Source organism: Nocardia sp. NBC_00881 (genome assembly GCF_045207455.1).
GTDB lineage: Bacteria > Actinomycetota > Actinomycetes > Mycobacteriales > Mycobacteriaceae > Nocardia.
The window spans coordinates 6,841,657-6,867,904 of record NZ_CP108798.1 but is presented as its reverse complement, the minus strand read 5'-3'; the positions used below and the strand labels follow the sequence as shown (position 1 = coordinate 6,867,904).

Here is a 26,248-nt window from a genome sequence, read left to right as displayed (position 1 = left end):
CCACGTTGCCTCGCCGTCATCGCCGCACAACACCGGATCAGGACGTTCAATACGATAAACCTCTTAAGGCACCTGTCAAGCGTTACTCGGCCGTAGGGGGTCACGAAGAGTCCACTTCGTTACCTGCACGACCACCGAGGAGCGAGATGCCGGGCGGTCTGACTTATCACCGGATCGCAGACCTACTCCATGAGATCCGCGCAGCCGAATGGAAGCCGGGTGATCGACTGCCCAGTCATTCCGAGCTTGCCGATCAGATACGGGTCTCGTTACCGCTGCCCGCAACGCTATCCAGGTATCTGTCGCCAAAAATCTGATCTGCAAAGCTACTCCCGCGGAACGATGGTCCGAAGCCAAGAAGTACTAGTGCCGTGACGACTGATGTCGGCCGCTCCTACAGCGGTGGCAGGTGCGATATCTGGATCATCTCCGGGTCGCCGCTACGGGAAACCAGGATGCCCCGGCCCGGCGGGAGCTTCGACGAGCGGATGTCACCCAGGAGTTTTCCTTCGTCCTTGGGCGCACTCATCAGCAGCGCGTCGACCGAAAGCTCCTTGAGCCTGCCGAGCACCCTGTCGTACAACGCCCGCGACGCACCGCCCGAGCGGCGGGTCACGATCAAGTGCAGGCCGATGTCGCGAGCCTGTGGGAGATACTCGAGCAGTGGCTCCAGAGGATTCTGCCCGGTCGCGACCATGTCGTAGTCGTCGACGACGACATAGATCTCCGGTCCGGTCCACCAACTGCGTTCCCGAAGCTGTTTCGGGGTGATGTCCGACCCAGGGATGCGCTTGCTGAGGTAGCCGGCGACCTCTTTGATCATTCCGATCGAGGTCTGCGACGAGGTCGAGTACCCGGCCAGCTGCTGGCCTTCGATGAGCCCGAGCATGGTACGCCGGTAATCGATAAGGATGACCCGGGCCTGCTCGGCGTTCGAGTTCTCCACCACACCCAGGACGATGTTACGCAGCAAGGTGGTTTTGCCGCATTCCACATCCGCGAACGCCATGAGATGCGGCTGGGTACCGAAATCCAGGACAACTGGCTCCAGTTCGGCTTCCCCCAGTCCGACGACGACCCTCGTGGGGCCGAGTTCGATGCCGCGCTCCCGCGCGGCCGCGAGCACCTCCGTGCGCGAGATGTCCAACGGCAGCATGCGCACCTCAGGGGCGCGGCGACCGCCGAAGAGCGCGTTCATCTGTTGCTTGGCGACGACGACACCGTCGGCCAGCGTCTGCGGGTCGGAGTCCGAATCCAATCGCGGCAAGGCGATGAGCATATGCAGTTTCTCCGGGGTCAGGCCACGCCCCGGTCGGCCAACCGGGACGAGCACTGCGGTGCGCCGGTCCATCTCGGAGTCGGACGGGTCGCCGAGCCGAAGCTCCAACCTGGTCCCGATGAGATCCTTGACGGCAGGCCGGATCTCGGCCCAGCGCGTCGCCGCGACCATGAGATGGATGCCGTAGGACAAACCCTGCGCCGCGATCGCGTTCAAAGCCGGCTCGAGGACATCGAATTCGGCGCGGATTGTCGGCCATCCGTCGATCACCAGGAATACGTCGCCGTGCAGATCCTCCGACAGCGGGTCGGCCGCCCGATCCTCGGCGCCCATTTGGTTCAGTTTCGCCTTGCGCTTGCGGAACTCGTGGATCGACTCGATGCCCAGCTCACGGAAGCGTTCCTCACGCTGGTGCAGCAGCGTGGTCATCTCCGCGACGGTCCGGCGGACCCGGTCGACCTCCAGTCTGTTCGCTACCGATCCGACGTGCGGCAGATCCGCCAAGCCTGCGAGGGTACCGCCACCGAAGTCCAAACAATAGAACTGTACTTGTTCGGGGGTGTGTGTGGCAGCGGCCGCCATGATGACCGTGCGAAGGGTGGTCGACTTACCCGACTGTGGGCCGCCGACCACGGCAAGATTGCCCTGCCCGCCGGACAGGTCGACGACCAGCACGTCGCGGCGCTGTTCATAGGGTTTATCGATCACGCCGATCGGCATCCACAGCTGACCGTGCCGGTTCGCCGGCGATTTCCAATCCGGATCGGGCAGCAGCATGTCCACCGAGGGCGACTCGTCCAAGGGCGGCAACCACACCTCGTGCGCTGGCCGTCCGTGCCCGGTCAGGCGCTGGACGACCACCTGCAGCAGGGTGGAGGGCACCGCCTCGGTGCGCAGGGCGGCCTCGCTCGGCGGGGGTGGCAGCTCACCCGGCGACGGCGGTAGTTCCGGAAGTCCACGGGCCACGGCACTGTCGAGCGAAGTCCGCTCCTGTTCGGGTGCCTCGACCTCGCTCGCGGTGAACACCACGGCTGACTGGCCGCCTACCGAACGCCCGTCGATCTGTTGCGTACCACGTGGCGAAACATACGGCCCTGACACGTAACTTGTGTTGAATCGCAACGGATCGTCCGCGTCGCTCTTGAGGTAGGCGGAGCCCGGCACGCTCGGGAGGTGGTAGGCGTCGGTGATACCGAGCACCGCCCGCGATTCGTTCGCCGAGAAGGTGCGCAGCCCGATCCGGTAGGACAGATGGCTGTCCAGACCGCGCAGCTTGTTCTCTTCCAATCGCTGCGAGGCCAGCAGCAGATGCACCCGCAGTGAGCGCCCCAGCCGACCGATCATCACAAACAGATCGGCGAAATCCGGTTTTTGTGAAAGGAGTTCGGAGAACTCGTCGACAACAATGAACAGCGCGGGCAGCGGGTCGATCTGGGCGCCCGCGGCGCGGGCCTGCTCGTACTCGGTGACGTTCGCGAAGTTGCCCGCTGAACGCAGCAGCTCCTGACGGCGGTTCATCTCGCCGGCTAGTGCGTCCTTCATGCGGTCGACCATCGAGAGTTCTTCCTCGAGGTTGGTGATGACCGCGGCCACGTGCGGTAGCGAGTCGAGACCGAGGAAGGTCGCACCACCCTTGAAGTCGACCAGCACCAGGTTCAGCAGGTCAGGTGAATGCGAGGTCACCATCGACAGCACCAGGGTGCGCAGAAACTCCGACTTACCTGAACCCGTTGCGCCGATGCACAACCCGTGTGGTCCCATGCCGTTCTCGGCGGACTCCTTGATGTCGATCTCCACCGGGGTACCGTCCGGGGTGACACCGATCGGCACCCGCAGCCGCTCACGGGAGCTGCGTGGACGCCACACCAGAGGCGGGTCGATCTGCGCGGCGTCCGGAATCTTCAGTAGCGACATCAAACCCGGATCGGCGCGTGTTTCGTCGCCGAGACTGACGATCTGCGCGGCCGTGGCGACGCGGTAGCGAGCCAGGTCCCGGGCGAGAGACTCCGCTTCGGCACCCGTCACCACGTCCGCGGTCGCGAATTTCTCGGTGCCCGCGGCCGATTTCGCCGCGACCATGCCGTCGCTGACGACGAGCTGGAGCCCACGGCGCACAGCCAGCCCGGTCTGCGGTGCGGTGAGGTCGAGGACCGTGACGGAGTCCAGCCCCGCGTCGCTGACGATCCGATCGGTAGCACTCACGTAGCCGTCATCGATGATGACGAGCAGGTGGACTCGCCCCGCGGTCGGCTGAGCGTTGCGCATGAAGCGGCCACGCTCGAGAAGCTCGGCCGCCATCGCTGTCTCCAGCTCCGCCAGCGAGCGGTACATCATCCTGGCCGAGCCCATCCCGTCCCGCTCGACCGGGTGCTGCAGGTGCGGAAGCCATTTGGCGAACGACCAGGTCTCGCTGTCCGGGTCGGCGCAGATGATGGCGACGGCGGTGTGGTCCGGTCCGTGGAATGCCACGAACTCCATCAGCATCGCCCGCACCAGGGTGCGCGCATCGGCGGGATCACCTTCGATATTGATAGCCGGAAACGCGCGCAGCGAGATGGCGGTCGGCAGGCCGTGCACCACGGAGTGGGTGCGGACGAACCGGCGCAGCGCCACGGTCGACACCGGCTCCAGGTCCTCCAGCGGGCCGGTCTCCGGCCGCGCCAGTTTGGTGGCCAGCCGGTGGCTGCCGACGCCGACGCGCACATGCCCGAAATCCGGGTCGTTCGGACGGCGCTCCCACATCCGTCGAGTGCCGACGATCGATTGCAGATCGGCCGGGGCTGGGTGGCTCCAGGTCAGAGCGTCGAGCTGGGAATGGCCGGTCTTGCGCACATCCTTGCGCACCTGGTCCAAGTAGCGGAAGTAGTCCTTGCGCTCCTCGTTGAGTTCGGCAGCCTTCTTCGTGCCACCAGCCCCCCCGCGCATTCCCGCCATCATGCCGACCATCGACATCAGCATCATCATCGGGAACATCATCATGAACGGGTTGGCCAGGAGATTGCGCCCCATCATGGCCATCATCGCGATCATGCCGACCACAGCAACCACCATGACGAGTGGCATCAGCTTCGTCAGCAAGCCGGCCGGTACCGGCCGTGGGATCTCGGGCGGTGCCGTGAGTGCCACTTCACCGCCGGGCGGCCGCGGCGGCGCGATCCGCGGCCTGCGCACAAATCCTTCGGTAGCCATGTCTACTGTCCTTCTTCCACAGGTTCTGCAGAGTCGATGGCATCGACACGGGTGCGGCGGAACGGAATCGACAATGTGTATCCGATGCCGAGCAGCGCCAGCAAGACGATCGTGCCGATGGTGGCCACCCGCCGGGGCATCGGATCGACGTAAGGTGGCGGCGTCGGCCCCTCGATGGGGCGCGCCACGTCTGCTTCCGCGCTCACTGGTTGCTCAGGCAGCTGCGCCGTCAACGCCGCCACTGGGTCGACGAGCCCGTGCCCGAGCTGGTCGTCGCGTCCAGCGCCTGGTGCCTGTGCGGTGCGGATGATCCGATCCATCACCTGTCGCGCCGACAGCTCCGGGAACCGCGCGCGCACCAGCGCCGCGAGGCCGGAGACATACGCGCTGGAAAAGCTGGTCCCATCGAGGGATCCGGTGCCTTCGCTGGTCTGCACGGCGTTGATCAACCCCACCCCGCCAGGTTTGCTGTCGAGCGAGACGATGTCGCGTCCCGGCGCCGCTACGCCGATCCATGGACCGAATATCGAGAACGGCGACGGTGTGCCGTCGGCTTCCACCGACGCCACCGACAGCACGTAGGGGGAAAACCAGGCCGGGCTCACCGTGGTGCGGACCGCACCCCAACCCGAACCGTCGTTTTGGGCGCCGCACGTACCGCCATTCTGGATGTTTCCGGCGGCGGCAACCACCACGACGTTGCGGTCGTAGGCGAATTTCACCGCGGCGCCGAGCGCACCGTCGACGGGAGCGACTCCGGCCGGCGAGCAGGCCACTTCGGAGATATTGATCACAGTGGCACCGCGATCGACAGCGCGGACAACAGCGGCGGCCAGCGTCAGCACGGTTCCGTACCCGGTGCTCGAGATCGCGCCCGGCACCTCGCGGCGGTCCCGATCCTTCGGCTCGTAGGCCAGGCTCAACTGCCGGATAGCAAGGATCTCCGCTTCCGGTGCAACACCGACGAACGCGTCGTCCGGACTGGGCCGCGCGGCGATGATGCCGGCCACGAAGGTACCGTGGCCGTCACAGTCGACCGTTCCGTTCGAGTCGGAGACGAAGTCTCCGCCGGGCTCGAGGGCTGGTAGGCGCGGATGCGGATTCACGCCGGTGTCGACAACCGCGACCTTCTGGCCGCTACCCCTGCTGAACTGCCATGCGGCGGGCAGGTCGAGAATCCGCTGCGGCAACGGGGCGTCACGTGGCGCGGCGCCTGTGAGCAGGGGTTCGGCACATACGGATCGCTGCTCGGTCGCGTCGGGCGGTCCATTCACGGCCAGTGCCGCACCGAGCGCTCCGTCATCGATGACGGGGGGCGCGATCGCATACGAAGGGGCAGGCATCCCGACGATGCTCAGGCCGAGAACCGCCGCGACACCGGCCAGCCGTAGCGGTGTACGTGACTTGCGCCGCCTCGCGATAGCCATCGGTGTCACAGGTTTCTGGCGGCGGAGTACAGGTCCATGATCCAGAGCACCAGTGGAATGATGGTGACGATCAGCAGGTATTCGAATATCTCGCCCATACGGCGGGTCACCGGCGACATTTCGGTGTGCGGTCCGATGACACCGAATACCATCGCGACCGCCCCTACCGCGAGCAGCATCCCGGCGATCGGCACCAGCCACGAAGGATGACCGAAGGCCACACCGACCATGATCGCGATCAAGGTGGCAGTGCCACCCACGATCAGTGTGCTCGCCTGGGTCAGGTCGGCGAGTGAACGTCCCCGCAGACACAGGATCAGCGCGACAACCACGGCCAGCGCGATACCTTGCCACCGCGCCGCGCCGAACGGGTCCGCGGCGATCACCGCCCCCGCCGCTGCCGCCACGGTGGACCCGATGAGTACTCCGGACTGGTATTGGTTGGCAGCGCTGGCCCGCAACTCCAGTCCCACCGCCGAGGGCAGGGCGGTGGCACCGATGGCGCCGATGTCCTCGATGGTGGGCCGCGGTTCGTGGTCGGCCGGGTCGATCGCCGCGCCCGCGGTCGGTACCGGCGGCACCGGTAGCCGCGCCGCCGCGACCGCGATTCGTGGGGCCATGGTGAGCATGATGAGGGCGGCCACCATCGCGCCTGCGGCGATCTTCGGCGGATCCGTCTCCCAGACCATCCGCACGAATGCGGCGACACCGCCGAACAGCGCCATGGTGATGGCCGCTGCGAACATTGTCGCGCCGACACCGGTGACGCTATAGCCGACCACCGCGACGACCAGGGCCGTAACACAGGCCAATAGCAAGTGCGGACTGCCGAGATCGCCCGGCACGAACAAGGCCGCGCTGGCGAAGAACAAGAGCAATGCGTTCAGCGACAACACCACGGCGACCAACCGCGCCTGATACATCCGTATCGCGATCACGGCCGCGGCCATCGCGGCCGCGCCGGTTCCGACCGTGAGGAAGCCGATCGCGATACCCGCACCGTCGCCCCTGGCTGCGACCAGCAGCGCGATTGCCGCGAGCACCGCGGCGAGGGCTGCGATCAACCCCACCCATCGAGCCGATGCCGGTGACCAACTTCGGAACATCTCGGTGGTCAGCTTCGACACCGCGTCGATCACATCGTCGAACAGCGCGGGCGATTCCTTGGCCGTCACCGACCGCAGTACCAGCAGCTCACCGTCGTACACCTCTGCTTCGGTCAGCGTCTGGTTGGGTGGGATCGGGTCACGGCCGATCCGGGCCAACGTCCAATGCTGCGTCTGCAGCGGCGCACCTTCCTCGGGGTCGGTGAAGTCCGGGGTGCGGGACTCGATCAACTCGACTACATCGGTAATGAAGGCGGCGATCGGAATGGTCGCAGGCAAACCCAGATCGATCTGGGTGTTTCCGCCGATAACCGACACACGGCACAGTTCCGGGTCAACGGCACCCAAGCCGCTGGTCGACGACTCGGTCACGGGTTGGATGACTCCCTACACTCAACGCTGTCCCTAGATGGCAACGAACACAATCTATCGAACAAACCGATATCCGGCAGCCGGTATGCTGAGCGAGAAATCGCTCACACGTAGGCTTTGGGGGCTCACCCGCATGACTGGCAATCGCCAAGCACAACGCGCCTTCGATGCTGGCATCTTGTCACTGGGCCTGGTTATCGACGGGCAGGAATCCGCCCGCGACCTCGACTACGCCAAGCTGGCGTTCCAACGGGCAACCGAATGGGATCCAGGCATGTGCGATGCATGGCTCGGGCGTGCCGCCGCTGGTGAAGTCACCCGCGAGGTGCTGTTCAACATGTACAAGACCAGCGGGGCAACGCTTTTCCGGGAACAGCGCCGGTTGGGGCTGCGGCCCCGCGAGCTCGCCGGGCGCTTCGTGGTCGGCCAGTACATCGACTACCCGCTGTCCAGCTACACCGAAATCTGGCTGGCGCAGGCTTCGCTGCTGATCTCCGAGGGCGACTACGACGAGGCCGAGAAGGTCCTCGACGAACTCGCTGCGTACCGGAAGTCCCAGCTGTCGCAGCCCGATCGCGAGATCGACGACCGCATCAGCGCGTACGTGCGCGGGGTCCTGCACTACACGACGCAGCGCTGGCCCGATGTCATGACGGTGCTCGCCGGCTCCGCGGAGTGGGACGACCCCTACCTGGCCGCCGGTGCGCACGTGATGGTCGGCACGGCTTGCGCGCAACTCGGGCTGTTCGGTGAAGCGATCCGCCGGATGGAACGGGCCGAAGGAGGCCCCATCCCCGCGGCCGCGACCACCGCCCGGTTCTGCCGGGGCCTGTGCCTGCGCGAGACCGGCCATGAGGACGAAGCCCAGGCCCTGTTCGAGAAGGTGTTCTCCGAGGCACCGGATTTCGCGGCGAACACCGCCGCCATGCGAGACCGCAAGTACCGCCTCACGGTGTCCACCAAGGAACAGATCGAGGCGCGCACCAACCGCTGGGATCCCGCGTCCGCTCCGTCGACCGAGCAAATGGGCCGCGAGGAGCGCGACGACAAAGCCAAACTGATCCTCGCGGCCGCACGCGCGGAGCTGGATGCGCAGATCGGTCTTGCCGCGGTCAAGACGCAGGTTGCCAAGCTGCAGGCGACCGCACAGCTGGCCAAGATCCGCGCCGAGAAGGGGATGGCCAGCGTGCCGCGCGGACAACACCTGGCGTTCACCGGCCCGCCTGGGACCGGTAAGACCACCGTCGCCCGGGTGGTCGCCAAGATCTACTGTGGGCTGGGTCTTTTGAAGACCGACAGTCTCGTCGAGGCCAAACGCGCGGATTTCGTCGGCCAGCACCTGGGCAGCACCGCGATCAAGACCTCCAAGCTGATCGACAGCGCGATGGACGGTGTGCTGTTCATCGACGAGGCCTACACGCTGATCCAGACCGGCCTTTCCGGCGGCGACGCGTTCGGCCGCGAGGCGGTGGACACCCTCCTGGCACGTATGGAGAACGATCGAGACCGCCTGGTCGTGATCATCGCGGGATACGACGGCGAGATCGACCGGCTGCTCGCGGCCAACGACGGCCTCGCTTCCCGGTTCGCCAAGCGGGTGAAGTTCGATTCCTACACCCCGGCGGAGTTGGGCCAGATCGGGCAGTTCATTGCCCACAAAAGGGATTCGGAAATCTCCGACGAAGCCCAAGCGCTGCTCGTGCAGGCTTGCGCGGATTTGTACGGCAAGGAGAGCACCGACCAGACCGGTCAGCCACGCCGCGGGATCGACCTCGCCGGCAACGGCCGCTTCATCCGCAACGTCATCGAAGCAGCCGAGGAGGAACGCGAGTTCCGGCTGGCCAACGACGAAAACCTGGACCTGACCGATGTGGACGAGAGCGTGCTCATGCGCATTGAAGCCGACGACATGCGCAATGCCCTCGACAGCGTTTTGTCCACCCTGCGGTAGCGCTGTCCCGCCTCGCTGTCCCGCCTAGTTTGTTGCTGCGCCGGTGGGCAGGGTGTCGTGGCTGACGAGTGCGTTCTTGGCGGACAGGGTCGGGCCGGGGACGAGCTGGCCGATGATCGGCCACGGGGCCAGTCGTGGTTTCTGCGCCAGGCCGAGCACGGCCGCGGTCTGGGCGTCGGGCACGCCGTAGCGTATTCCATTGTCGGCCACGTAGAACAGGGTGCCTCGGCGGGAGCTTTCCGGGTCCATGCCGGTCGCCTGGACGTACTCACCTGAGTTCGGCGCCAGGTACGCGGCGTCTACGCGATCGCCGGTGCCGTCCGAGGTGGCCAGGGCGACCGGAGTGGCCGAGTCCGCCAGCGGCAGTTTCCGGCCGGCCAGGACCGTCACCGTTGCGGCCGGATCGTTGGAGCCCTTGGACCAGGACGTGCACCCCACCTGATAGTTCTCGGCGGGAAGGATCTTCGGCGTTTCCTGCGGGAAGTTGTCGACCGTGAGAGTGTTCAGCACCGGTACCCCGACCAGCCGGTCCGGCGGCACCGTCGTGATGTCGCTCATGCCCTGAGAATTCGCGTTGCGGATCACCTGAGCGGCGAAAGACGTCACCCGTTGCACCCCGTTCGGCAACACGACGTACAGCTCCTCGGCATTGACCCCGCGCGCTCTGATCACACCGCCGACGGGTATGTCCGACAATCGTCCAGGGCCGGGTTCGCCCAGCCGATCGATGTGCGGCGGCTTCAACGCGGGCACCGGAGTGGTCGAGTTCAACAGCCCGGCGCTGACCGGTCTCGGCGGCTGGTTGCGCAACTTCAGCGACCGGTCCAGGACCGAATCCGCCGGGTCGATCTCCGCACGCTTGCCGTCGAACAGCAGGTAGATCTTGTTCTCGCGCGTCACCAGCAGCGCCTCGTCCGATCGCAGTGGCCGGGCCGCATACTCGGATTCGGGCTCGATCGCACCGACGATCGCCGTCGTGCTCACTCCTGGGGAGCGGGCCGCGCTGCCTGCCGCGGACAGCATCACCGAGTCGCACAGCGTCCAGATCGAGCGGTCGCCCGACGCGCCGGGCAGCGCGGCTGGAGCGCCGGGAATACCCAGCATGGGACCGCGCGGCAGCGACGTCAGCTTGGATGCTTTCACCGAGGTCGGCAGCTCATCGCTACCTGTGATGAGCCGCGCCGAGGCCAGGTTCAACACCGGATGCAGGGTTCCGTCGACCACCGCGTACAGCGCGCCGCTTTCCTGCGCCATCACGATCTTCGCGTCGTCGACCGAGCCCGCCGGCTTCAGAAAAGACAGGATCGCCGCGCCCGCGACAACCAGGATTCCGAGTACAGCGCCGACGATCAGCGACCGCGCCTGCGACCGCATGGGGTCGTGCAACATCCGCACATCACGACGTATCAGCGCATGCTCGTACCGGCGCAGCAGAAACCGGTATCCGTTGACTTGGGCACGCGTGGTCAACTGTGCTGGCACGACGCCTCCGAACTGACGCGGGTTAGAGCAGGTGGAATCCTATCCTGCCCTTCTCCTCACTTCCCAACGTGACAACACTTCCCAACGTGACAACTGATTTCGTACCGACATGGGTAACTCGTCGGGAACCGGCTGACCCGGCCACCACCTCACCGCCAGCCGCCAACGCCACTCTCGTGGCACCCAAGTCCGGCCAGAAACCACGGAGAGGCGGGAAGGCGAGGCGGGACAGGTAGCGAAGGTGGGGAACTTCGGTCCATTATGATTCCATGGCGTCAACAACGGCCGACCCGGCCGTAGCGGTATCGGCACCACCGCTGCACTCACCGCAGAACTGGTTGTTTCGAATATTACCGCTGCGCTTGGTGATTCCGGTCGTGCTCGTCGCGATAGCGGTTGCCCTCGTCGCAGTGTCGTTCGACGCACCGACCCCCTATGCCGTGGCCGGTGGCGCGCTCGTTATCGTCATCGGCCTCACCAGGCTGCGCGGCAACTCGCTCGCCGGATTACTGGACGAGAAGACCGCGTTCCGGTGGCACGCCTTCCGCAACCGTTCCACCGGTGTCAACCACGCTCCGTTCGACGTGCCACTGCTCGAGGGCGGCACATACGGCATGCGGTGGGATGGCGCACACCTGATCACCATGCTGCGCATCGACGCACCACCGCGCTTCGTGACGCTGCTCAGCCCGAGTGGCCTGAGCACGGGAGACAAGGTTCCACTCCCGGAGCTCGCGCGCTGCCTGAACCAGTTCGACATAGATCTCGCGTCCATCGATGTGATCAGCACCGGGGCGCGCACTTCGGACGCCGGTCCGGTCGCACGGCTCTATGACCAGATCCTCGGGCCGCTTCCCGCGGTCGCTCAGCGAACGGTCTGGATTGTTCTGCGGCTGAACCCACTCGCCAACGTCGGCGCGGTGGACCGCCGCGGCGGGGGCTCGACCGGCACGCTGCGCTCCGCGATAGTCGCGACCCGGCGGGTGGCGAATCGACTGGCCGCCCGCGGGCTCACAGCGTCGGTGTTGTCTGCGGCGGAGATGACCTCGGTGGTGCATCAGCTCACCCGCGGCGCTTCGCTGGATCAGCTCGCGGAGACATCCCGGGGCCTAGAGCACGACGGAATCTATTCAACGTCCTACCGGATGGCGCTCGAAGCGCTCGGCCCTCGCGGGTTCGCCGATGTCTGGGCGACCCAGAGCCTGGCGACCACGATGACTGTGCGGCTACGGCGGGCGGCAGCTGACGGCACTTCAGCCCTGAGTGCGGGATCGGCGAAGATCGCGGTGACCGCGACGGTCCGATTCGACACTCGCCACGAGCCGGCGGAGGCAAGTGCCCCTGGCCTGGTACCTATGCCAGGGAAACAGTATCGGGCGCTGCTGCACAGCCTTCCGGTCAGTGCCCAGGGACCCGAGCTGCCGATCGACAGCTCCTTCGGCACCCCGGATTCATTGGCCGCCCTGTCCATGCCCATCGCCGGCTGCGGACAGCTGATCGGCGCGGACTCCTCCGGGCAGGGGGTGGCGCTGCCGTTGGTGGGCCAGCGCGTGCGCCGGGTCGAGATCATCGGCGCGCTGCTGATTGCCAAGCAGGTCATCCTGCGCGCCATCGCGTTGGGCGCCACCGTCGTGGTGCACACCAACCGCCATGAGGCCTGGCGGGAGATGGTGGCCTATGTCGATTCGCCGCAGTTGCTTTCGCTGGCGGCCTGGTCGGCCGGTTCCCAGCAGGCGAATTCGCACCGGGCCGCATCCGTCATCGTCTACGACGGCATACCCCCGTCGACGCACCACTCCGACGCGACGGTCATCCTCCTGCGGTCGCGTTCGGCAGGTGGCAACTATTTCGACCCCGACGTCACCCTGACCGAGGACCCCGAGACCGCGAACCGGGTCACCGTGCAGACCGCCGCGGGCACGACAACCGTCGACATGGTCGCGACTCCCTTCGAGATGACCTACCTCGGCATGGCGCGGCCGATTCCGGTGTAACGGCCGAACGGCCCGTGCACGCGATTCGTGCACGGGCCGTCGAGGCAGCCGGATGCCTGCCGTCAGCCACCGTTGAAGGTTGCGCCGACCTTGATATCCGTATTGGTCGCCCGTTCGTACGCGGAAACTATGGCATTGCCCCAGCTTTCCGATGACGGTTTCGGGATCCGTTGCATCAGTAGTTCCGAGCTCTGAATCCCCTGCGTCCTCGACGAGTCCTTTGAAGTCGACATGGCCCGCGTTGGGGACAAGAACGACGTGTCACCCCTCCCGAAGAGGGGTGGACACGTGTGAACGTTCGACTCCGCTCAGATGGCTCCGAAGCCGTCCGCAACCGCCTTATCCGCGCCGAAAGCTCTGATCAGTGCTTCCTCGAGCGCTGTGGCGATATTTTCGATCGTGGTCAAAGTGTCAGCGAACTCGTTGTCCCATGACTTCTTCACCGGTTCATAGCCGTCGGTGTACGCCGCGTTGACGGTGCCGTCTGTGTCATCTGTCCACGCCTGCTTCAACGTTTCCGAAGCTGCCGCAAGTTCATCACCGCCAGCCGTCGCCAGATCACTATGGCACTGCTTCAGTTCGTTGTACATGTGGTCTATTTTCGGCTTATTGTAAACGGTTATTCCGGACATGTCAGATCCTCTTAATAGTGTGTGGATGTGGAGGAGTATTAATTCTCACTAAACGAGATTCGTCATGGGTGCGGTACTTACCCGCGCAAACCCTTCTTCGTTTTCCGTCTCAGTGTTGACGTATGTTGTTTGACCGACGCCGACCTGATCCTCCAATTTCATCAGAACTTTCTTCAGGCGAACGCCTTCTTCATCCCACGCCGCCACAGCTTTCTGGAATGCTACCGCCGCTTGACCCTGGAATCCGCTCCGACCTGAATCGACCGCCTGCTGAACTCGAGCAAGAATTCTCTGGATCCTGTCGACTACTGCGGCAACATCTTCCTTCCCCCTGGCAACCTTGAATTCGTCCTGTGCAACCATCGTATGTACCTCTATCTCTGTGTATTCCTAGGAACGCCAGGCGATGCGGTCGCACATCACCCGTCTCTATGTGTGTCAGCAGCATGCTCATATCTGAATTACGACAGCCACCTCCCCCCAGGCAGCGACCGGACCAGCGCGGAAATCGCTTGTGCGATCCGGTGATCGGAGCCCGGCGTGAAGGTGGACCACACCCGCAGGTCGGGGGAAGCTCCGGGGCTGGCGACGATACGACCCTGGGTGGTGTCGTATACCGCTACCGCTCCGGAAGATTGGGTTGTCGCGCCGTCGTCGTAGGCGTAGGCGACGATCTCGGCGTGCGCGAAACAACTCGACATGGCGAGCCCGAACTCGATCGCGGCACGTTCCTCGATACCAAGTCCATAGAGCACCTGGGTGTAGTCGCTGGATTCGACGGCTCGATCGAAACGTTCACGCAGCTGATCGGCCGGCGCACTGAAGCTCACGGTACGCGCGGGCGGACAGGCCCCCAGCGCGTCGAGCACTGGGCGTGCCAGCGCGGCTCCGTCGTCATCGGCCCACGTTGTGCGGACGTCGAAGACGTCACCGATCCTGGTTGCCACGGCGTGCTGGGACGCCCTGCGGGCCAGGCAGACTCGCCGAGTTCCCGCGTCTGTGTGGATACGCGCCACCAGCTCCCGGTCCGGTTGCGACAGGATATGAAGGGCAGCAGCGAGATCGGTGTCCACCTCGTCATAGCTATCCAAGAGCCCCGAATCCCGCAGGCCGGCGATCGCCTCTTGCTGCGCGGCGGTCCAGGCTTGTACCGAATCCTGTCGCGGACCGACACCGAGGACCAGCGGCAGTGTCTGCACGCCCAAAATGCCGGACACGGCGAGCAGGCCGTCATTGGTCATCGTCGGCATCGCACCCCCTTGCGCTGAGGCGGCCTCATGTCGCCTCCGATCGCTGGGCCTGCTCGGCGGCGCCCAACACCGGCGGAGCCACATCGATGCCGGCATCTATCTCCACCGCCTCGCCGCCGAGCGCCGCGGCCGCTCCCGCACGGACGGCACGCTCGGCGCCGCCCATGGCGGCGGCCGGCGGCATCCCGCCCGGCATCATTCGCCCGGTACCCGAGTCGGCAGGTACCGAAGTCGACCGCACTGGAACAACGTCCTGCGTGGACGCCGCCTGAGCGACAGTCTGGGTGTGGTAGGAGGCCTTCGCCCGCGGCATCGCCAGCCCACGGAAACCCGCGCCTACTGTCGCAGGCGTGACGCGGCCAGCCGCACTGGGAGCCGATGTCGGTGTCGCGGCGGCGCGTTCGGCATCAAGTGCCGCACTCGACGCAATCACCGGTGGGTGCTGCTGGTGCCACGGTGTGGCCAGCGGTGTGGTCGCCGATTCGTAACTCTGCATGACGCGGGCGGCATTCGCCTTGGCCAGGTTCTGCTCGGTATCGACCTGGGCCGCCGCCGCCACCAAAGGGGCGCCGAGTGCGGCACCGGCTTGCTCGATTCCGCGTTTCGCCACCTCGAGTGCGGCGATTTCGGTGACATGCGGCATAGCCAATCGCGCCACTTCGTATGCCACAGCCTGGCCACTGGCCCGCGACGCGTTGTGGCCCGCGGCAGCGGCGGCGTCCACGAGCCAATCCCGCAATCGCGCGATCCGGTCGATCGCGGCGCTACTCTCGGCAGAGCGCCATGATTCGCGAATCCTGGCGATGATCTGGTCGTATTCGACTACGGCCGCACCGAAACTCACGGCCAGCTCGGCCCACGCGGCGCCTGCTTCGGCCATCGGAATCGCGCCACGACCAGTCGTGAGGTCACGCGACAACTGCTCGGTGGGTCTGGCTTCCCAGATCACACCGGTGAATCCGGCTACCGGTGGCTCGACCATATGTGCAGCCTCGCGCTATCTCGCAGTACTGAAGCCGGCCGCGTTGTCATTGTCCATCCGCACCACCTGCTCGATCTGCGAACGGAAGGCGGCGGCCAGCTTTCGGATCTCGAGGATGCCCTGGGTGGCGGCGTCGTCGTAGGACGACGCGACGCCACGCAGCGTTTCCGCAGCGCGCATGGACACTTCGTCCATGCCCGCGTGCTCCACGGCGAGCGCAGGCAATTTTGCCCGTAGATCGTTCTCCAGCCGGTTTGCGAGGGCGTCCAAGTCGGTGCCGGATTCGCGTGCCAGGATCGGATCGAATTCCATGACGACCTCCTGTCAGAGGGTAAGTGCCTTGTCCGGCGAATCGCCGTCCAGTGGTTCGGTCACACGCTCGGCCGCGCCGACCACCGGCAGCGAGGCTCCTTCGATATCACCCACGACCTCGTTGCCGTGCTGTTCGGTCACCAAGTTGGCGCGAACGCTGTCCGACGCCGCGGCCTCGCCTGCCCGCGCCATACCGCCACCGGCAGCGCCTGCGGCACCCATCGGCATCATTCCTCCGCCACCGCGCATCGGGCTGCCCGCACTGGAAGCGGATGACACTCCGCCGGTACCAGCGGCGCTGGTACTAGCACTCGCGGCACCGACACCGCCTGCGGGCACCCGCGCGCCACCCCAGGGGGTGAGCTGCCGCGGCTGGGCGCCGATGCCCGCGCCGCCGCCACCCACGAGTCCTGCGCCACCGGCCGGAGCACCGCCCTTGAGCCCTTGCTTCTCCTTGTCGACATCCGCAATGGATCTCACTGGATTCAGCGCGGTGTGTGCCTGGGAGATGGACTGCGCACCGGAAGAGACCGCATTCGTCAGTGTCGGCACAATCTGCATCAGCTGCGACACGATCTGCATCGGATCCACGCCCTTCGGCGCGTTGGTAACGGGCACCTTCTGCCCGGTCCCCATCATCTTCGCACTCTCGATGCCCAGCTCGGTGCGGGTCTTCCCGACCACGATCGTCGCCTCGGTGAGCGTCTCGACGGTCATCGCCAGCAGGAACGCCTGTCCGGCTCCGGTCGCGAGGAACGGTGCCGACGCCGCTACCGACGCCATGTACTTGGCCATGATCGCCGCCATCGCGGCGGCACCGGTGAAGACCGAGGTCGCTGCCGTGGCGGTGCCTGCCGCGGTCTGCGCGCTCTGAGTCGACACAGCCGCGCCGTCCTTCTGCGCCTGCGTCGCCTTCCCCGCAGCCTCCGTCGCACCCATGCCCTGCCACAGCATCATCGCCATCTGCACCGCCGACGAACCGACTTGCATCGTGGTCTGCAGGACGGAGGAGATTTGGGAAAACACCTGCGTGGGGTCGGGCCCCGGTCCGGCGGCGGGCTGACCGGTACCGAAACTGCTCGCCAGGTCAGTGAGCGGTTTGGCCAGCAGTGACAGATCAAGAGCCGGCAGCGGTGGTAGTTCCGGCAGTGCCAATTCCGTGGGCAATTCCGGCAGCGGTCCGAGGCCCATATCCTTGAGGACGTCGTTGACCGGCCGGTTCAGCATCGGGCCGACCGCACTCTGGCGCAGCAGGTCCATCACGGTCTGGTCGATCGGGGCTGTCATGACTGTCTACCGACAGCCCCGAACTCGGTTACCGATGCGGCCTCGGTGAGGTCGTGTAGGCCGGCGCCCTCATAGGATGTCATCGCCGAGCCCGCGTGCACGGCAGCCAGTTCGATGACCGACATGAGGTTATTGGCCTGGGCAAATGCGAACGCGGCCAGGAAATCCTGCCCGATCAGGCCGAATACCGGGATTGCGGCAGCCATGGTCGCCGCCTGGTTCGCGGCACCCGCCGCAGCTGTCTCCACCGCCATCATGGCCGAGGCATCGCCGTACCGGCGGATGGCGTCTGACACTACAACAAGTTCAGTCATCGGAAACCTCTACAGCCGGAAGACTATTGGTTGCTTGTCCAAATGTACCGGCTTTCCCATTGGCGGGAAGCCGATCGGGGTGTGTGCTGATCCGCCGAGCAGGTGGATCATCCTGCCGATTGCTCAACAGGCCTTCATGCATAGGTAGAACGCAAAGAGTCGCTATAGAGTTCAATGCCCGCGCTCACTGTCCGGCATCGACTCGGCGATCTCCTGGTTGAACGCGATGACCAAGTCGCCTCGCCGGGCAATCGCCAGGTGGGCCGCCCGGCCTGCGGTAGCGACCAGCACCGCCTCGAACTCGCTCGGCGACAGCTTCGAGATCGCGTCCGAGAACACCAGATCACACAGTGCGCCATTGCCGTCTACCTCGGCGGTCACCGTGCCATCGGGCGAAGTCTCCCGCACTCGGATCGCGGCCATCTGATCACCCAGATCACGCATTCGATTCAGCTGACGGTGCACCCGCGCCTCCAGCGCGTCCATCGCCTCGTTCATGCTGTCTCCTCTGCGGCATGAGCGGGACGCTCCGTGGTCACACTCCACTGCCACCTCCGGGCCTGACCGCTCATACCGTCTCCTCTGCGGCATGAGCGGGGCCCTCCGTGGTCACACTCCACTGCCGCCTCCGGGCCTGACCGCTCATACCGACCTCAACCAGCTCTGCGGCTCTACGTCGTAATCCGACTCCTCGACGAACTCCTCGCGCGCCACGTCCTCCGGCTTCGGCAAGCCGGTCAGCGCGAGCATCTCGCTGCTCAACCCGGCGGCCTCCAGCTCCGCCCGGCGAGCCAGGCCCGCACGGTTGGCCGACTGCCGGCACAGGCTGAGGATTTCGCGGGCCAGCTCCCCCGGAGTCCGCCGCAACTCATCGCGTTCGATGGTGATCCCGGTCGGTAACCCCTCCTCGGTGGTCTCGACCGAGATCGAGCCGCTCCTCGATGTTGCTGTCGCCATGGCATCCTCACCTACTCGTCGTACCGAATCATCTACGGCAACCCGTATTCCGTTAACACCCACTCGTCTTCGATGGTGCGAGCCACTATGGCCATCTCGGTATTGATCATCGCGATCAGGCGTTCGGCGTCGCCCGCCGACGGGATCACGTAGCGGCCGTTGTCCAAGAGATCATCCCCCTACAATCAGACTCCTGCACCGAATCGTCGCACGCTCGCGGGAATCACGCTCACCGTGCTGCCCGGCCCCGACGGTTTCTCGTTGTCGTCCAACTCCTTCGCTGCATTGCGGCCGAAAAATTTTACACCCCACGACATCTACATCTCATCGTCCCACCCACCACTGGAGGGAAGAGATGAACCACGCGATGAGCACGTCCGTGTCACTATGGGTCGGATCGTCGGTGATAGTCAGGAGCGCCAACCATGGGTCACACCAAGGCCTTGCCACTGCCGAGGGCACGGGACTCGGAGGCACGGATGAGCCATCCCTAACGGACCGCCGAGCTCCAGCGCCGCCCGGTCACGACAACCAAGGACAAGGACCCCCGGAAGCGCATCACGGCCCAGACAAACGCGGGGTAAGTCAGATTCGAGCCCCCTCCGATCAGGTAGCCGCCGGAGAATGCGCGGACGCGATCAGTGGAAGATCGTTCGAGATAGTCAGGAGTGCGATTCATGGGTGATACCAAGGCCGCAGCGCTGTCGGCAGCATGGATCGGGGGACACCGATGACCTCTCGTGACGCTATGGAAGGCGGAAGCGTCCCGCCACAGAAGCCGATCGGCCCGGTCATCGAGACCGACGACAAAGACCTCATGGCGGGTGCACTGAAGGAGGCCACGGCCGGGGACCTGCGGTTCGAATGGATGGCCGCGCAGAACGCCGCCACCGAGGCCAGCAAGGCAATCGGCAAGATTCTCGGCATCGAGGAGGCGATGAGCGAGATCACGCTGGATAATTTGAGCCAATTGCGGTCCGGTTCCCAGCTGGCCACCATGTTCAACAACACGCTCAACGCGCTGGGCGAAGTGCTGGGTGGTCACAAAGACTCGTTGACCAACGCGATGGAAATGTACAAACTCGCAGGCAAGAAGTACATCGATGTCGATTTGGATAATGCGAGCGACATCAGCGGCACGGAAAAGAAGCGATACGGTTCGTATCTCGACGGCATCAAAGCACCCACCAGGCCTTCGGGAAGATTCCTCACCGAGGCCCCAAAAAAAGGCAGCGTACCGAAAACGGAGTACGAGGACAGTGGTCGCATCGAAGACAGAGTGGCCCTCGGACAGCGAGATTTCCTTACCGACGCCTTGACCGATAAGCAGGAATCTTACGCCAAAGCTGTCGATCCGAACGCCAAGATCGTCAAAACGGCCAACCTTCCGAACAGTCTCTCGGACTTCTTGGGATCCAATCAGACGCAGCCGAAGGGTTTGCAACAGAATCAGTTGGAAATATTTTCGCCCGATCCGGAGAATCCGGACAGTCAGTTGTGGCGTGACTTGTACGAACTCGGGCAGCACACCGGGGACGCGATCAAACCGGTGGATTACGCTTCCAAGATGTGGAAATGGATGGCGGAGGTACTGGACGACGCCGTCGGTAGCTACGCCAAGAATATCGCGAACACGCCCGAAGACCAGTGGCGGGGCAGCGGCCGCAACGCGGCGACAAAAGCAGTCAAGGACTACAGCACAAAAGTAGCCGACCTGACCTCGCGCATGCACGCGATGGCCGACAACCTCAAATACACCTCGGAATGGCTGGCGGACACCAAAAAAGGCATGCCCCCCGATCCGGCTCCGCCGCCGACACGGACCGTATACTATTCGGATTCGAGCGGTTCCACCACCTACGACGCTCCCGATGCGATCCGCGCCGCCGCGAATCAGCGAGATCTTGCGATTTATCGGCAGAATATGGAAAACAACTATGTTTCAGGCGTTCAGGCATCGTCACTGCTGGTACCGGCGCTGAACGAGATCCCGTCGACCGCGCCGAAGGTCGACGAGGATGGGAAAGCCACCGACTCGACCGGTGATGGTGGCGGTGGTGGCGGCAGCCAGGACACCGGGGGCGGCAGCCAGTACACCGGGGGCGGCCCCGGAGGCCCCGGCCTCAGCTACACCGGGGGCAATAACCTGCCCACTGGTGAGGTGCAAGACCAGGGTCAGACGCAGAAAGAATTGGACCGTCAGCGCCTCGCGGCGGAGCAGGCCCAGCGCGATCAGCAAGCATTCGACCGCGAGCAGCGAGACTTCGTGCGCCAGCAACAGCAGGAACAAGCCGACTTCGATCAGCAACAACGAGCACTGGCGGCCCAACAGCAGCAGGATCAGGCGACGCAGCAGGCGGCGGCAGCCGGACAGCAGGCGATGCAGCAAGCCATGTACGCCGGCCAGCAGGCCGCCGAGCAGGCGGCGCGGGCCGCGCAGGAGAAGCAGCTGGCGGACAAGGCATTCGCGGGATTGCCGGGGATTCCGCCCATTCCCGGGATGGACATCGACCCCAAAACCGGCCTGCCCAAAGTAGGCGGCGGCCCCGGCCCAGGGTTGGCGAGCTCGCCCGTGGCCAAGGACCTGGCCCAGGCATCCAAGTTGTTTCCGCGCGCGGGCACCGCGGTCACGGCCGCTGGGGCGGCCGCGGCGGCAGGCCGGGCCGGCTTGGCGCCCTTGGCCGGTGCCGGCACGCCCGGCGCGCCAGGCGCGGCGGGCCGCAACGCCGGAGGCGAATCGGGCAACCAGCACAAGCCACCGACCTGGCTCCAGTCGACCGAAGCCCTGGAAGACGCACTCGGTGACGCACCACACGTAGTCAGGCCCGTGATCGAAAGATGAATCGCACCTGGAAACTCACCGACCTCGAGTTCTTCTACGGCCGGTCGGTCGTGGAAGACTCCTTCGACGACACCGTCGAACAACAGGGCGACCGATCAGGAAGCCGCCGGAGAATGCGCGGACGCGATCAGTGGAAGATCGTTCGAGATAGTCAGGAGTGCGATTCATGGGTGATACCAAGGCCGCAGCGCTGTCGGCAGCATGGATCGGGGGACACCGATGACCTCTCGTGACGCTATGGAAGGCGGAAGCGTCCCGCCACAGAAGCCGATCGGCCCGGTCATCGAGACCGACGACAAAGACCTCATGGCGGGTGCACTGAAGGAGGCCACGGCCGGGGACCTGCGGTTCGAATGGATGGCCGCGCAGAACGCCGCCACCGAGGCCAGCAAGGCAATCGGCAAGATTCTCGGCATCGAGGAGGCGATGAGCGAGATCACGCTGGATAATTTGAGCCAATTGCGATCCGGTTCCCAGCTGGCCACCATGTTCAACAACACACTCAACGCGCTGGGCGAAGTGCTGGGTGGCCACAAAGACTCGTTGACCAACGCGATGGAAATGTACAAACTCGCAGGCAAGAAGTACATCGATGTCGACTTGGATAACGCGAGCGACATCAGCGGCACGGAAAAGAAGCGATACGGTTCGTATCTCGACGGCATCAAAGCACCCACCAGGCCTTCGGGAAGATTCCTCACCGAGGCCCCAAAAAAGGGCAGCGTACCGAAAACGCAATACCTGGACGGCGATAACGACGGCGAGGCCGTCCCCCTCGGCAACCGAGATTTCATCAATACCACTTTGACCGATAAAGAGGAAGATCTCACCACCACCTACGACGGCACTCCGGTTTTCGACCCAGCCAAAGTTGTCAAAACGGCCAACCTTCCGAACAGTCTCTCGAACTTCTTGGGATCCAATCAGACGCAGCCGAAGGGTTTGCAACAGAATCAGTTGGAAATATTTTCGCCCGATCCGGAGAATCCGGACAGTCAGTTGTGGCGTGACTTGTACGAACTCGGGCAGCACACCGGGGACGCGATCAAACCGGTGGATTACGCTTCCAAGATGTGGAAATGGATGGCGGAGGTACTGGACGACGCCGTCGGTAGCTACGCCAAGAATATCGCGAACACGCCCGAAGACCAGTGGCGGGGCAGCGGCCGCAACGCGGCGACAAAAGCAGTCAAGGACTACAGCACAAAAGTAGCCGACCTGACCACGCGCATGCACGCGATGGCCGACAACCTCAAATACACCTCGGAATGGCTGGCGGACACCAAAAAAGGTATGCCCACTCAGCCGAATCCGCCGAAAACGCAGACCATGTACTACGAAGGTGAGGGTGGTTCCGGTTCCTATGACGCCCCCGCAGCGATAGTCAGCGCCGCGAATAAGCGCGACCTCGCGATTTATCGGCAGAATATGGAAAACAACTATGTTTCAGGCGTTCAGGCATCGTCACTGCTGGTCCCGGCGCTGAACGAGATCCCGTCGACCGCGCCGAAGGTCGACGAGGATGGGAAAGCCACCGACTCGACCGGTGATGGTGGCGGTGGTGGCGGCAGCCAGGACACCGGGGGCGGCAGCCAGTACACCGGGGGCGGCCCCGGAGGCCCCGGCCTCAGCTACACCGGGGGCAATAACCTGCCCACTGGTGAGGTGCAAGACCAGGGTCAGACGCAGAAAGAATTGGACCGTCAGCGCCTCGCGGCGGAGCAGGCCCAGCGCGATCAGCAAGCATTCGACCGCGAGCAGCGAGACTTCGTGCGCCAGCAACAGCAGGAACAAGCCGACTTCGATCAGCAACAACGAGCACTGGCGGCCCAACAGCAGCAGGATCAGGCGACGCAGCAGGCGGCGGCAGCCGGACAGCAGGCGATGCAGCAAGCCATGTACGCCGGCCAGCAGGCCGCCGAGCAGGCGGCGCGGGCCGCGCAGGAGAAGCAGCTGGCGGACAAGGCATTCGCGGGATTGCCGGGGATTCCGCCCATTCCCGGGATGGACATCGACCCCAAAACCGGCCTGCCCAAACTAGGCGGCGGCCCCGGCCCAGGGTTGGCGAGTTCGCCCGTGGCCAAGGACCTGGCCCAGGCATCCAAGTTGTTTCCGCGCGCGGGCACCGCGGTCACGGCCGCTGGGGCGGCCGCGGCGGCAGGCCGGGCCGGCTTGGCGCCCTTGGCCGGTGCCGGCACGCCCGGCGCGCCAGGCGCGGCGGGCCGCAACGCCGGAGGCGAATCGGGCAACCAGCACAAGCCGCCGACCTGGCTCCAGTCGACCGAAGCCCTGGAAGACGCACTCGGTGACGCACCACGCGTAGTCAGGCCCGTGATCGAAAGATGAATCGCACCTGGAACTTCACCGACCTGGAGTTCGTCGTCGCCTGGGAGACCGCGCAAGCGGATATCCTGCCGGCGCCGTTCATATTCACCAGTCGAACCAAGTATTACGACGACTACCAGCGTGAGAAACGGGAAATCCGTGAGCAGCTGCGCGGCAAGCTGGACCGTAGTTTCGACAGCGTGCTCGATGTGGTTGCTCGGCCGGACATCCGGGTCGAGTTGCACGGCTGGGGCAGCGACGAGGAGGACGCCGAAAGTCAGATCCGCCTGCTCGCGGTCCGCCGCGAGGGCTACGGATACCTGCTGAAACAGCTTCCAGGCGAGACGGCGTGGCACAGCGGCGGCTACACGGTCACCGAGTGCGCGCCGCTGGCGCTCGCCGAGGCGCTGACCGCGGAGCTACCCGAGGTGGACGCGGGCAAGCTCGGAGACATCGCGCTCGTCAAGCAAACCAACGGCGCCGACCTCGACTTCTCCTACGGCCGGTCGTTCGTGGAAGACTCCTTCGACGACACCGTCGAACAACAGGCCGACCAATTCCTCCGCACCCCGACCACCGGCGAGGGCGTGATCGAGATCGCCCAGGGGATTTCCCGGTTCGGCCCACGCGGGGTAGCCAGGAAGCGGTTGTACTGGCGGGACCTGGACGGCGATGGGCGCTACGCAATCACCGCCGCAACCCCGCCGGTCGCGGTGGCAGCCGACACCAAACGGCTCACCACACTGGTGAACTCCGGCATCGCGGAAGTGGTCAAGGCCATCAAAGACGAACGGCGATAGGCAGCCTTTCCTCTGTGAGGTTCGCCGCCCATTGCCATCTTGCGCATTGTGCGGGGTATTCACGTCGTGGTGGGCCACCGGCCCACACGGTCCGGCGCTTGGGATTTCGACCGTCGCGCGCCGAGCGTAGCCGAATCGAACGACCCCGCTCCCGACCATCACACGGCCGGGACCGGGGCCGTTGCATGCGTGTAAGCCCATGACAAGCAGATACTGCGCGCTACAGCAGCTGTTCGGCGCCGGTGCGGCCACTGCCGCAGACAGCGCATGGCTGATGCAGCACCCCGGCTGCCGCTGGCCGAGCCGGTCGTCAGAACTCGAGCTCGGACCAAGGGATTCGGATCGGGAACGGGAAGTCGAAGACAATACCGTCGGTGTTTGCCGAGGTCCATTCCCCTGCCACGACATAATTGGCAGGGCGAAGTGGCGAAACGCCGTCCGGGAGTCGGCCGTGGCCGGTCTCCAGCGCGAATGCGCGAACGATATTGATGCGCCTCGGTCCGCGCCCGAGCAGGACTTCCCAGTACCACGGGATGCCCGCTCCGGCGTAGCGCGCCTTCTTCGCCTCGATGTCGCGTTCGGTGTTCGACGGTGACAACACCTCGCCGGCGAGATTCACGTCCGTTGCGCGGATGTCCTGGTATTCCTCTTCGAGGCAGCGGTAGACAAGGAAATCGGGTGTCACGAAGTCGGATTTCCCGGTGTTGCCGAAGAAGACATTCGTCTCCGTCGAGACCCGCCAGCAGTGTTCCAGTTGACTGTGCATGTCCTGTCGGGCACAACGACGAAGGGTGGTCCATAGCAGGTTGGTGCAGTCCTGGTGCTCGGCCGGACCACGTCGCACCCACACGACACGGCCGTTCCACAACTCGATCTGACCTGCGATCTCCTCGGGGAGGCGTTCGAGTTCCGCCCAGGTCATGTACTCGGGAAGGTCGGGTCGCTGGACGTGCGAGATCGACATATCGCCATGCTATCCGCTGGCCGGGCTGCTGGATGGTGCTGATTCTCCAGCGCCACGGATCAACGGCACGTATCGGCCCGAGTCCAGTCGAAGATGAAGCGTCCATCGCCTACCCGCTGCCTAGGGACTGCACCCCGACCAGCGCCCGGTCCCCGCGGCATACCGAGCAGCACTCGGCGCAGCATGGCTTTGCTCGCCCCGAGGAACCGCGATCGAGCCGGGGATTCCTCGCCTCCGGTGGGCAACCCGGTCACAGAACGCGATGATGCCGACATACTCGACCAGACCGTCGATCGCCTGCTGCTCCACTGTGCCGATGGCGTCGAGGTCCGTCCCCATCCGTTCGGCAGCCTCGGGTCGAGACAGGCCCTGGAGGTAAACCAACCCACAGAACCGCTGATGCTGCTCCGGCAGATCGGCGATGGCAGACATCAACATCCCCGGGTCGCCACCACCCAGCCACGGGGCGACCTGATCAGGCACCCGCTGAGCCACACCGGTCCAGACTTCGGGTCGCCCGGCAGTATTCACTCAGGGATGCGGATCACCATTCCCCTCGGCAGCCGATCCGTCCCGATCCTCGGCTGCGTCGGCCTGTGCATGGTCGTCGTCGGAGATCTGGTCGTCGACGCCAGCGATCGCCGTTGCTTCCTCGAACGGCGCCACAGCGAGCGATCCGTCGCGATCGGTCTCGATAGTGGTGGGAACACCTGCGGCGATGTGCGCTGTTACGACATCGGGCGCACGATCACTGTCGTTTCTGTCTGCGGGCGCCTCGTTCGG

The 26,248-nt window shown here is 65.0% G+C and carries 22 protein-coding genes; 5 read left to right on the top strand and 17 right to left on the bottom strand.

Annotated features, from left to right (window positions below; translation table 11 throughout):
* Positions 1 to 394 precede the first annotated feature (394 nt).
* Genes eccCa through eccD form a run of 3 tightly spaced genes read right to left on the bottom strand, consistent with a single transcriptional unit; the run spans position 395 to position 7,373 of the window.
* Positions 395 to 4,468: a type VII secretion protein EccCa gene (gene eccCa / locus OH799_RS28840; RefSeq protein WP_406270425.1), complete on the bottom strand. Its 4,074-nt coding sequence runs from the start codon at positions 4,466 to 4,468 to the stop codon at positions 395 to 397.
* Between the two features lie 2 nt (positions 4,469 to 4,470).
* Positions 4,471 to 5,895 (bottom strand): type VII secretion-associated serine protease mycosin, encoded by a 1,425-nt coding sequence (mycP, locus tag OH799_RS28835; protein WP_406270422.1) that lies wholly within the window; start codon positions 5,893 to 5,895, stop codon positions 4,471 to 4,473.
* A gap of 5 nt (positions 5,896 to 5,900) precedes the next feature.
* Complete coding sequence (gene eccD / locus OH799_RS28830; protein WP_406270419.1) at positions 5,901 to 7,373, bottom strand: type VII secretion integral membrane protein EccD; 1,473 nt, start codon at positions 7,371 to 7,373, stop codon at positions 5,901 to 5,903.
* 133 nt (positions 7,374 to 7,506) lie between these two features.
* Here eccD and eccA point away from each other — a divergent pair, with 133 nt between their 5' ends.
* Positions 7,507 to 9,324, top strand: coding sequence for a type VII secretion AAA-ATPase EccA (gene eccA, locus OH799_RS28825; protein WP_406270416.1), 1,818 nt, complete (start codon positions 7,507 to 7,509; stop codon positions 9,322 to 9,324).
* A gap of 24 nt (positions 9,325 to 9,348) precedes the next feature.
* Here the strand turns inward: eccA and eccB are convergent, their stop codons facing one another.
* Positions 9,349 to 10,806 (bottom strand): type VII secretion protein EccB, encoded by a 1,458-nt coding sequence (eccB, locus tag OH799_RS28820; RefSeq protein WP_406270414.1) that lies wholly within the window; start codon positions 10,804 to 10,806, stop codon positions 9,349 to 9,351.
* A gap of 269 nt (positions 10,807 to 11,075) precedes the next feature.
* Here eccB and eccE point away from each other — a divergent pair, with 269 nt between their 5' ends.
* The gene (gene eccE, locus OH799_RS28815; protein ID WP_406270411.1) at positions 11,076 to 12,800 is read left to right on the top strand and encodes a type VII secretion protein EccE; all 1,725 of its coding nucleotides are present in this window, start codon (positions 11,076 to 11,078) and stop codon (positions 12,798 to 12,800) included.
* A 308-nt stretch (positions 12,801 to 13,108) separates the two neighbouring features.
* Here eccE and OH799_RS28810 read toward each other — a convergent pair whose 3' ends face one another.
* From OH799_RS28810 to OH799_RS28765, 10 genes are all read right to left on the bottom strand, one after another.
* Positions 13,109 to 13,390: a hypothetical protein gene (locus OH799_RS28810; protein WP_406270408.1), complete on the bottom strand. Its 282-nt coding sequence runs from the start codon at positions 13,388 to 13,390 to the stop codon at positions 13,109 to 13,111.
* A gap of 90 nt (positions 13,391 to 13,480) precedes the next feature.
* The gene (locus tag OH799_RS28805) at positions 13,481 to 13,795 is read right to left on the bottom strand and encodes a WXG100 family type VII secretion target (RefSeq protein WP_406270405.1); all 315 of its coding nucleotides are present in this window, start codon (positions 13,793 to 13,795) and stop codon (positions 13,481 to 13,483) included.
* 98 nt (positions 13,796 to 13,893) lie between these two features.
* Positions 13,894 to 14,673, bottom strand: a complete 780-nt coding sequence (locus OH799_RS28800; protein ID WP_406270402.1) for an ESX secretion-associated protein EspG — start codon at positions 14,671 to 14,673, stop codon at positions 13,894 to 13,896.
* Between the two features lie 34 nt (positions 14,674 to 14,707).
* A complete protein-coding gene (locus tag OH799_RS28795) occupies positions 14,708 to 15,664 on the bottom strand; it encodes a PPE domain-containing protein (protein WP_406270399.1) in 957 nt (318 codons plus the stop codon).
* A gap of 15 nt (positions 15,665 to 15,679) precedes the next feature.
* Positions 15,680 to 15,976: a PE domain-containing protein gene (locus OH799_RS28790; RefSeq protein ID WP_406270396.1), complete on the bottom strand. Its 297-nt coding sequence runs from the start codon at positions 15,974 to 15,976 to the stop codon at positions 15,680 to 15,682.
* A gap of 12 nt (positions 15,977 to 15,988) precedes the next feature.
* Entirely contained in the window at positions 15,989 to 17,263 is a 1,275-nt protein-coding gene (locus OH799_RS28785) for a hypothetical protein (protein ID WP_406270393.1), read from the bottom strand.
* Positions 17,260 to 17,577, bottom strand: a complete 318-nt coding sequence (locus tag OH799_RS28780) for a hypothetical protein (RefSeq protein ID WP_406270390.1) — start codon at positions 17,575 to 17,577, stop codon at positions 17,260 to 17,262. Before OH799_RS28780 ends, OH799_RS28785 begins: the two co-directional genes overlap by 4 nt.
* Positions 17,578 to 17,748: 171 nt before the next feature.
* Entirely contained in the window at positions 17,749 to 18,075 is a 327-nt protein-coding gene (locus OH799_RS28775; protein ID WP_406270387.1) for a YbaB/EbfC family nucleoid-associated protein, read from the bottom strand.
* A 144-nt stretch (positions 18,076 to 18,219) separates the two neighbouring features.
* Positions 18,220 to 18,534 carry a hypothetical protein gene (locus OH799_RS28770; RefSeq protein WP_406270385.1) on the bottom strand — a complete coding sequence of 105 codons (315 nt, stop codon included), beginning with the start codon at positions 18,532 to 18,534 and terminating at the stop codon, positions 18,220 to 18,222.
* A gap of 32 nt (positions 18,535 to 18,566) precedes the next feature.
* Positions 18,567 to 18,701: a hypothetical protein gene (locus OH799_RS28765; RefSeq protein WP_406270382.1), complete on the bottom strand. Its 135-nt coding sequence runs from the start codon at positions 18,699 to 18,701 to the stop codon at positions 18,567 to 18,569.
* Positions 18,702 to 19,402: 701 nt separating this feature from the next.
* On the opposite strand from OH799_RS28765, the gene OH799_RS28760 reads away from it, so the two are divergent.
* The 3 genes from OH799_RS28760 (at position 19,403) to OH799_RS28750 (ending at position 24,501) form a co-directional block, all read left to right on the top strand.
* Entirely contained in the window at positions 19,403 to 21,376 is a 1,974-nt protein-coding gene (locus OH799_RS28760) for a hypothetical protein (protein WP_406270379.1), read from the top strand.
* A 237-nt stretch (positions 21,377 to 21,613) separates the two neighbouring features.
* Positions 21,614 to 23,722, top strand: a complete 2,109-nt coding sequence (locus OH799_RS28755) for a hypothetical protein (RefSeq protein WP_406270376.1) — start codon at positions 21,614 to 21,616, stop codon at positions 23,720 to 23,722.
* On the top strand, positions 23,719 to 24,501 hold the full coding sequence (locus tag OH799_RS28750) for an ESX secretion-associated protein EspG (RefSeq protein WP_406270373.1): 783 nt from the start codon (positions 23,719 to 23,721) through the stop codon (positions 24,499 to 24,501). The genes OH799_RS28755 and OH799_RS28750 overlap by 4 nt, the downstream gene beginning before the upstream one ends.
* A 310-nt stretch (positions 24,502 to 24,811) precedes the next feature.
* On the opposite strand, the gene OH799_RS28745 is transcribed toward OH799_RS28750, so the two are convergent.
* The 3 genes from OH799_RS28745 to OH799_RS28735 form a co-directional block, all read right to left on the bottom strand.
* Positions 24,812 to 25,465, bottom strand: a complete 654-nt coding sequence (locus OH799_RS28745; RefSeq protein ID WP_406270371.1) for a Uma2 family endonuclease — start codon at positions 25,463 to 25,465, stop codon at positions 24,812 to 24,814.
* Positions 25,466 to 25,585: 120 nt separating this feature from the next.
* On the bottom strand, positions 25,586 to 25,897 hold the full coding sequence (locus OH799_RS28740; protein WP_406270369.1) for a hypothetical protein: 312 nt from the start codon (positions 25,895 to 25,897) through the stop codon (positions 25,586 to 25,588).
* Positions 25,898 to 25,996: 99 nt separating this feature from the next.
* Complete coding sequence (locus OH799_RS28735) at positions 25,997 to 26,131, bottom strand: hypothetical protein (protein WP_406270366.1); 135 nt, start codon at positions 26,129 to 26,131, stop codon at positions 25,997 to 25,999.
* Positions 26,132 to 26,248: the final 117 nt, after the last annotated feature.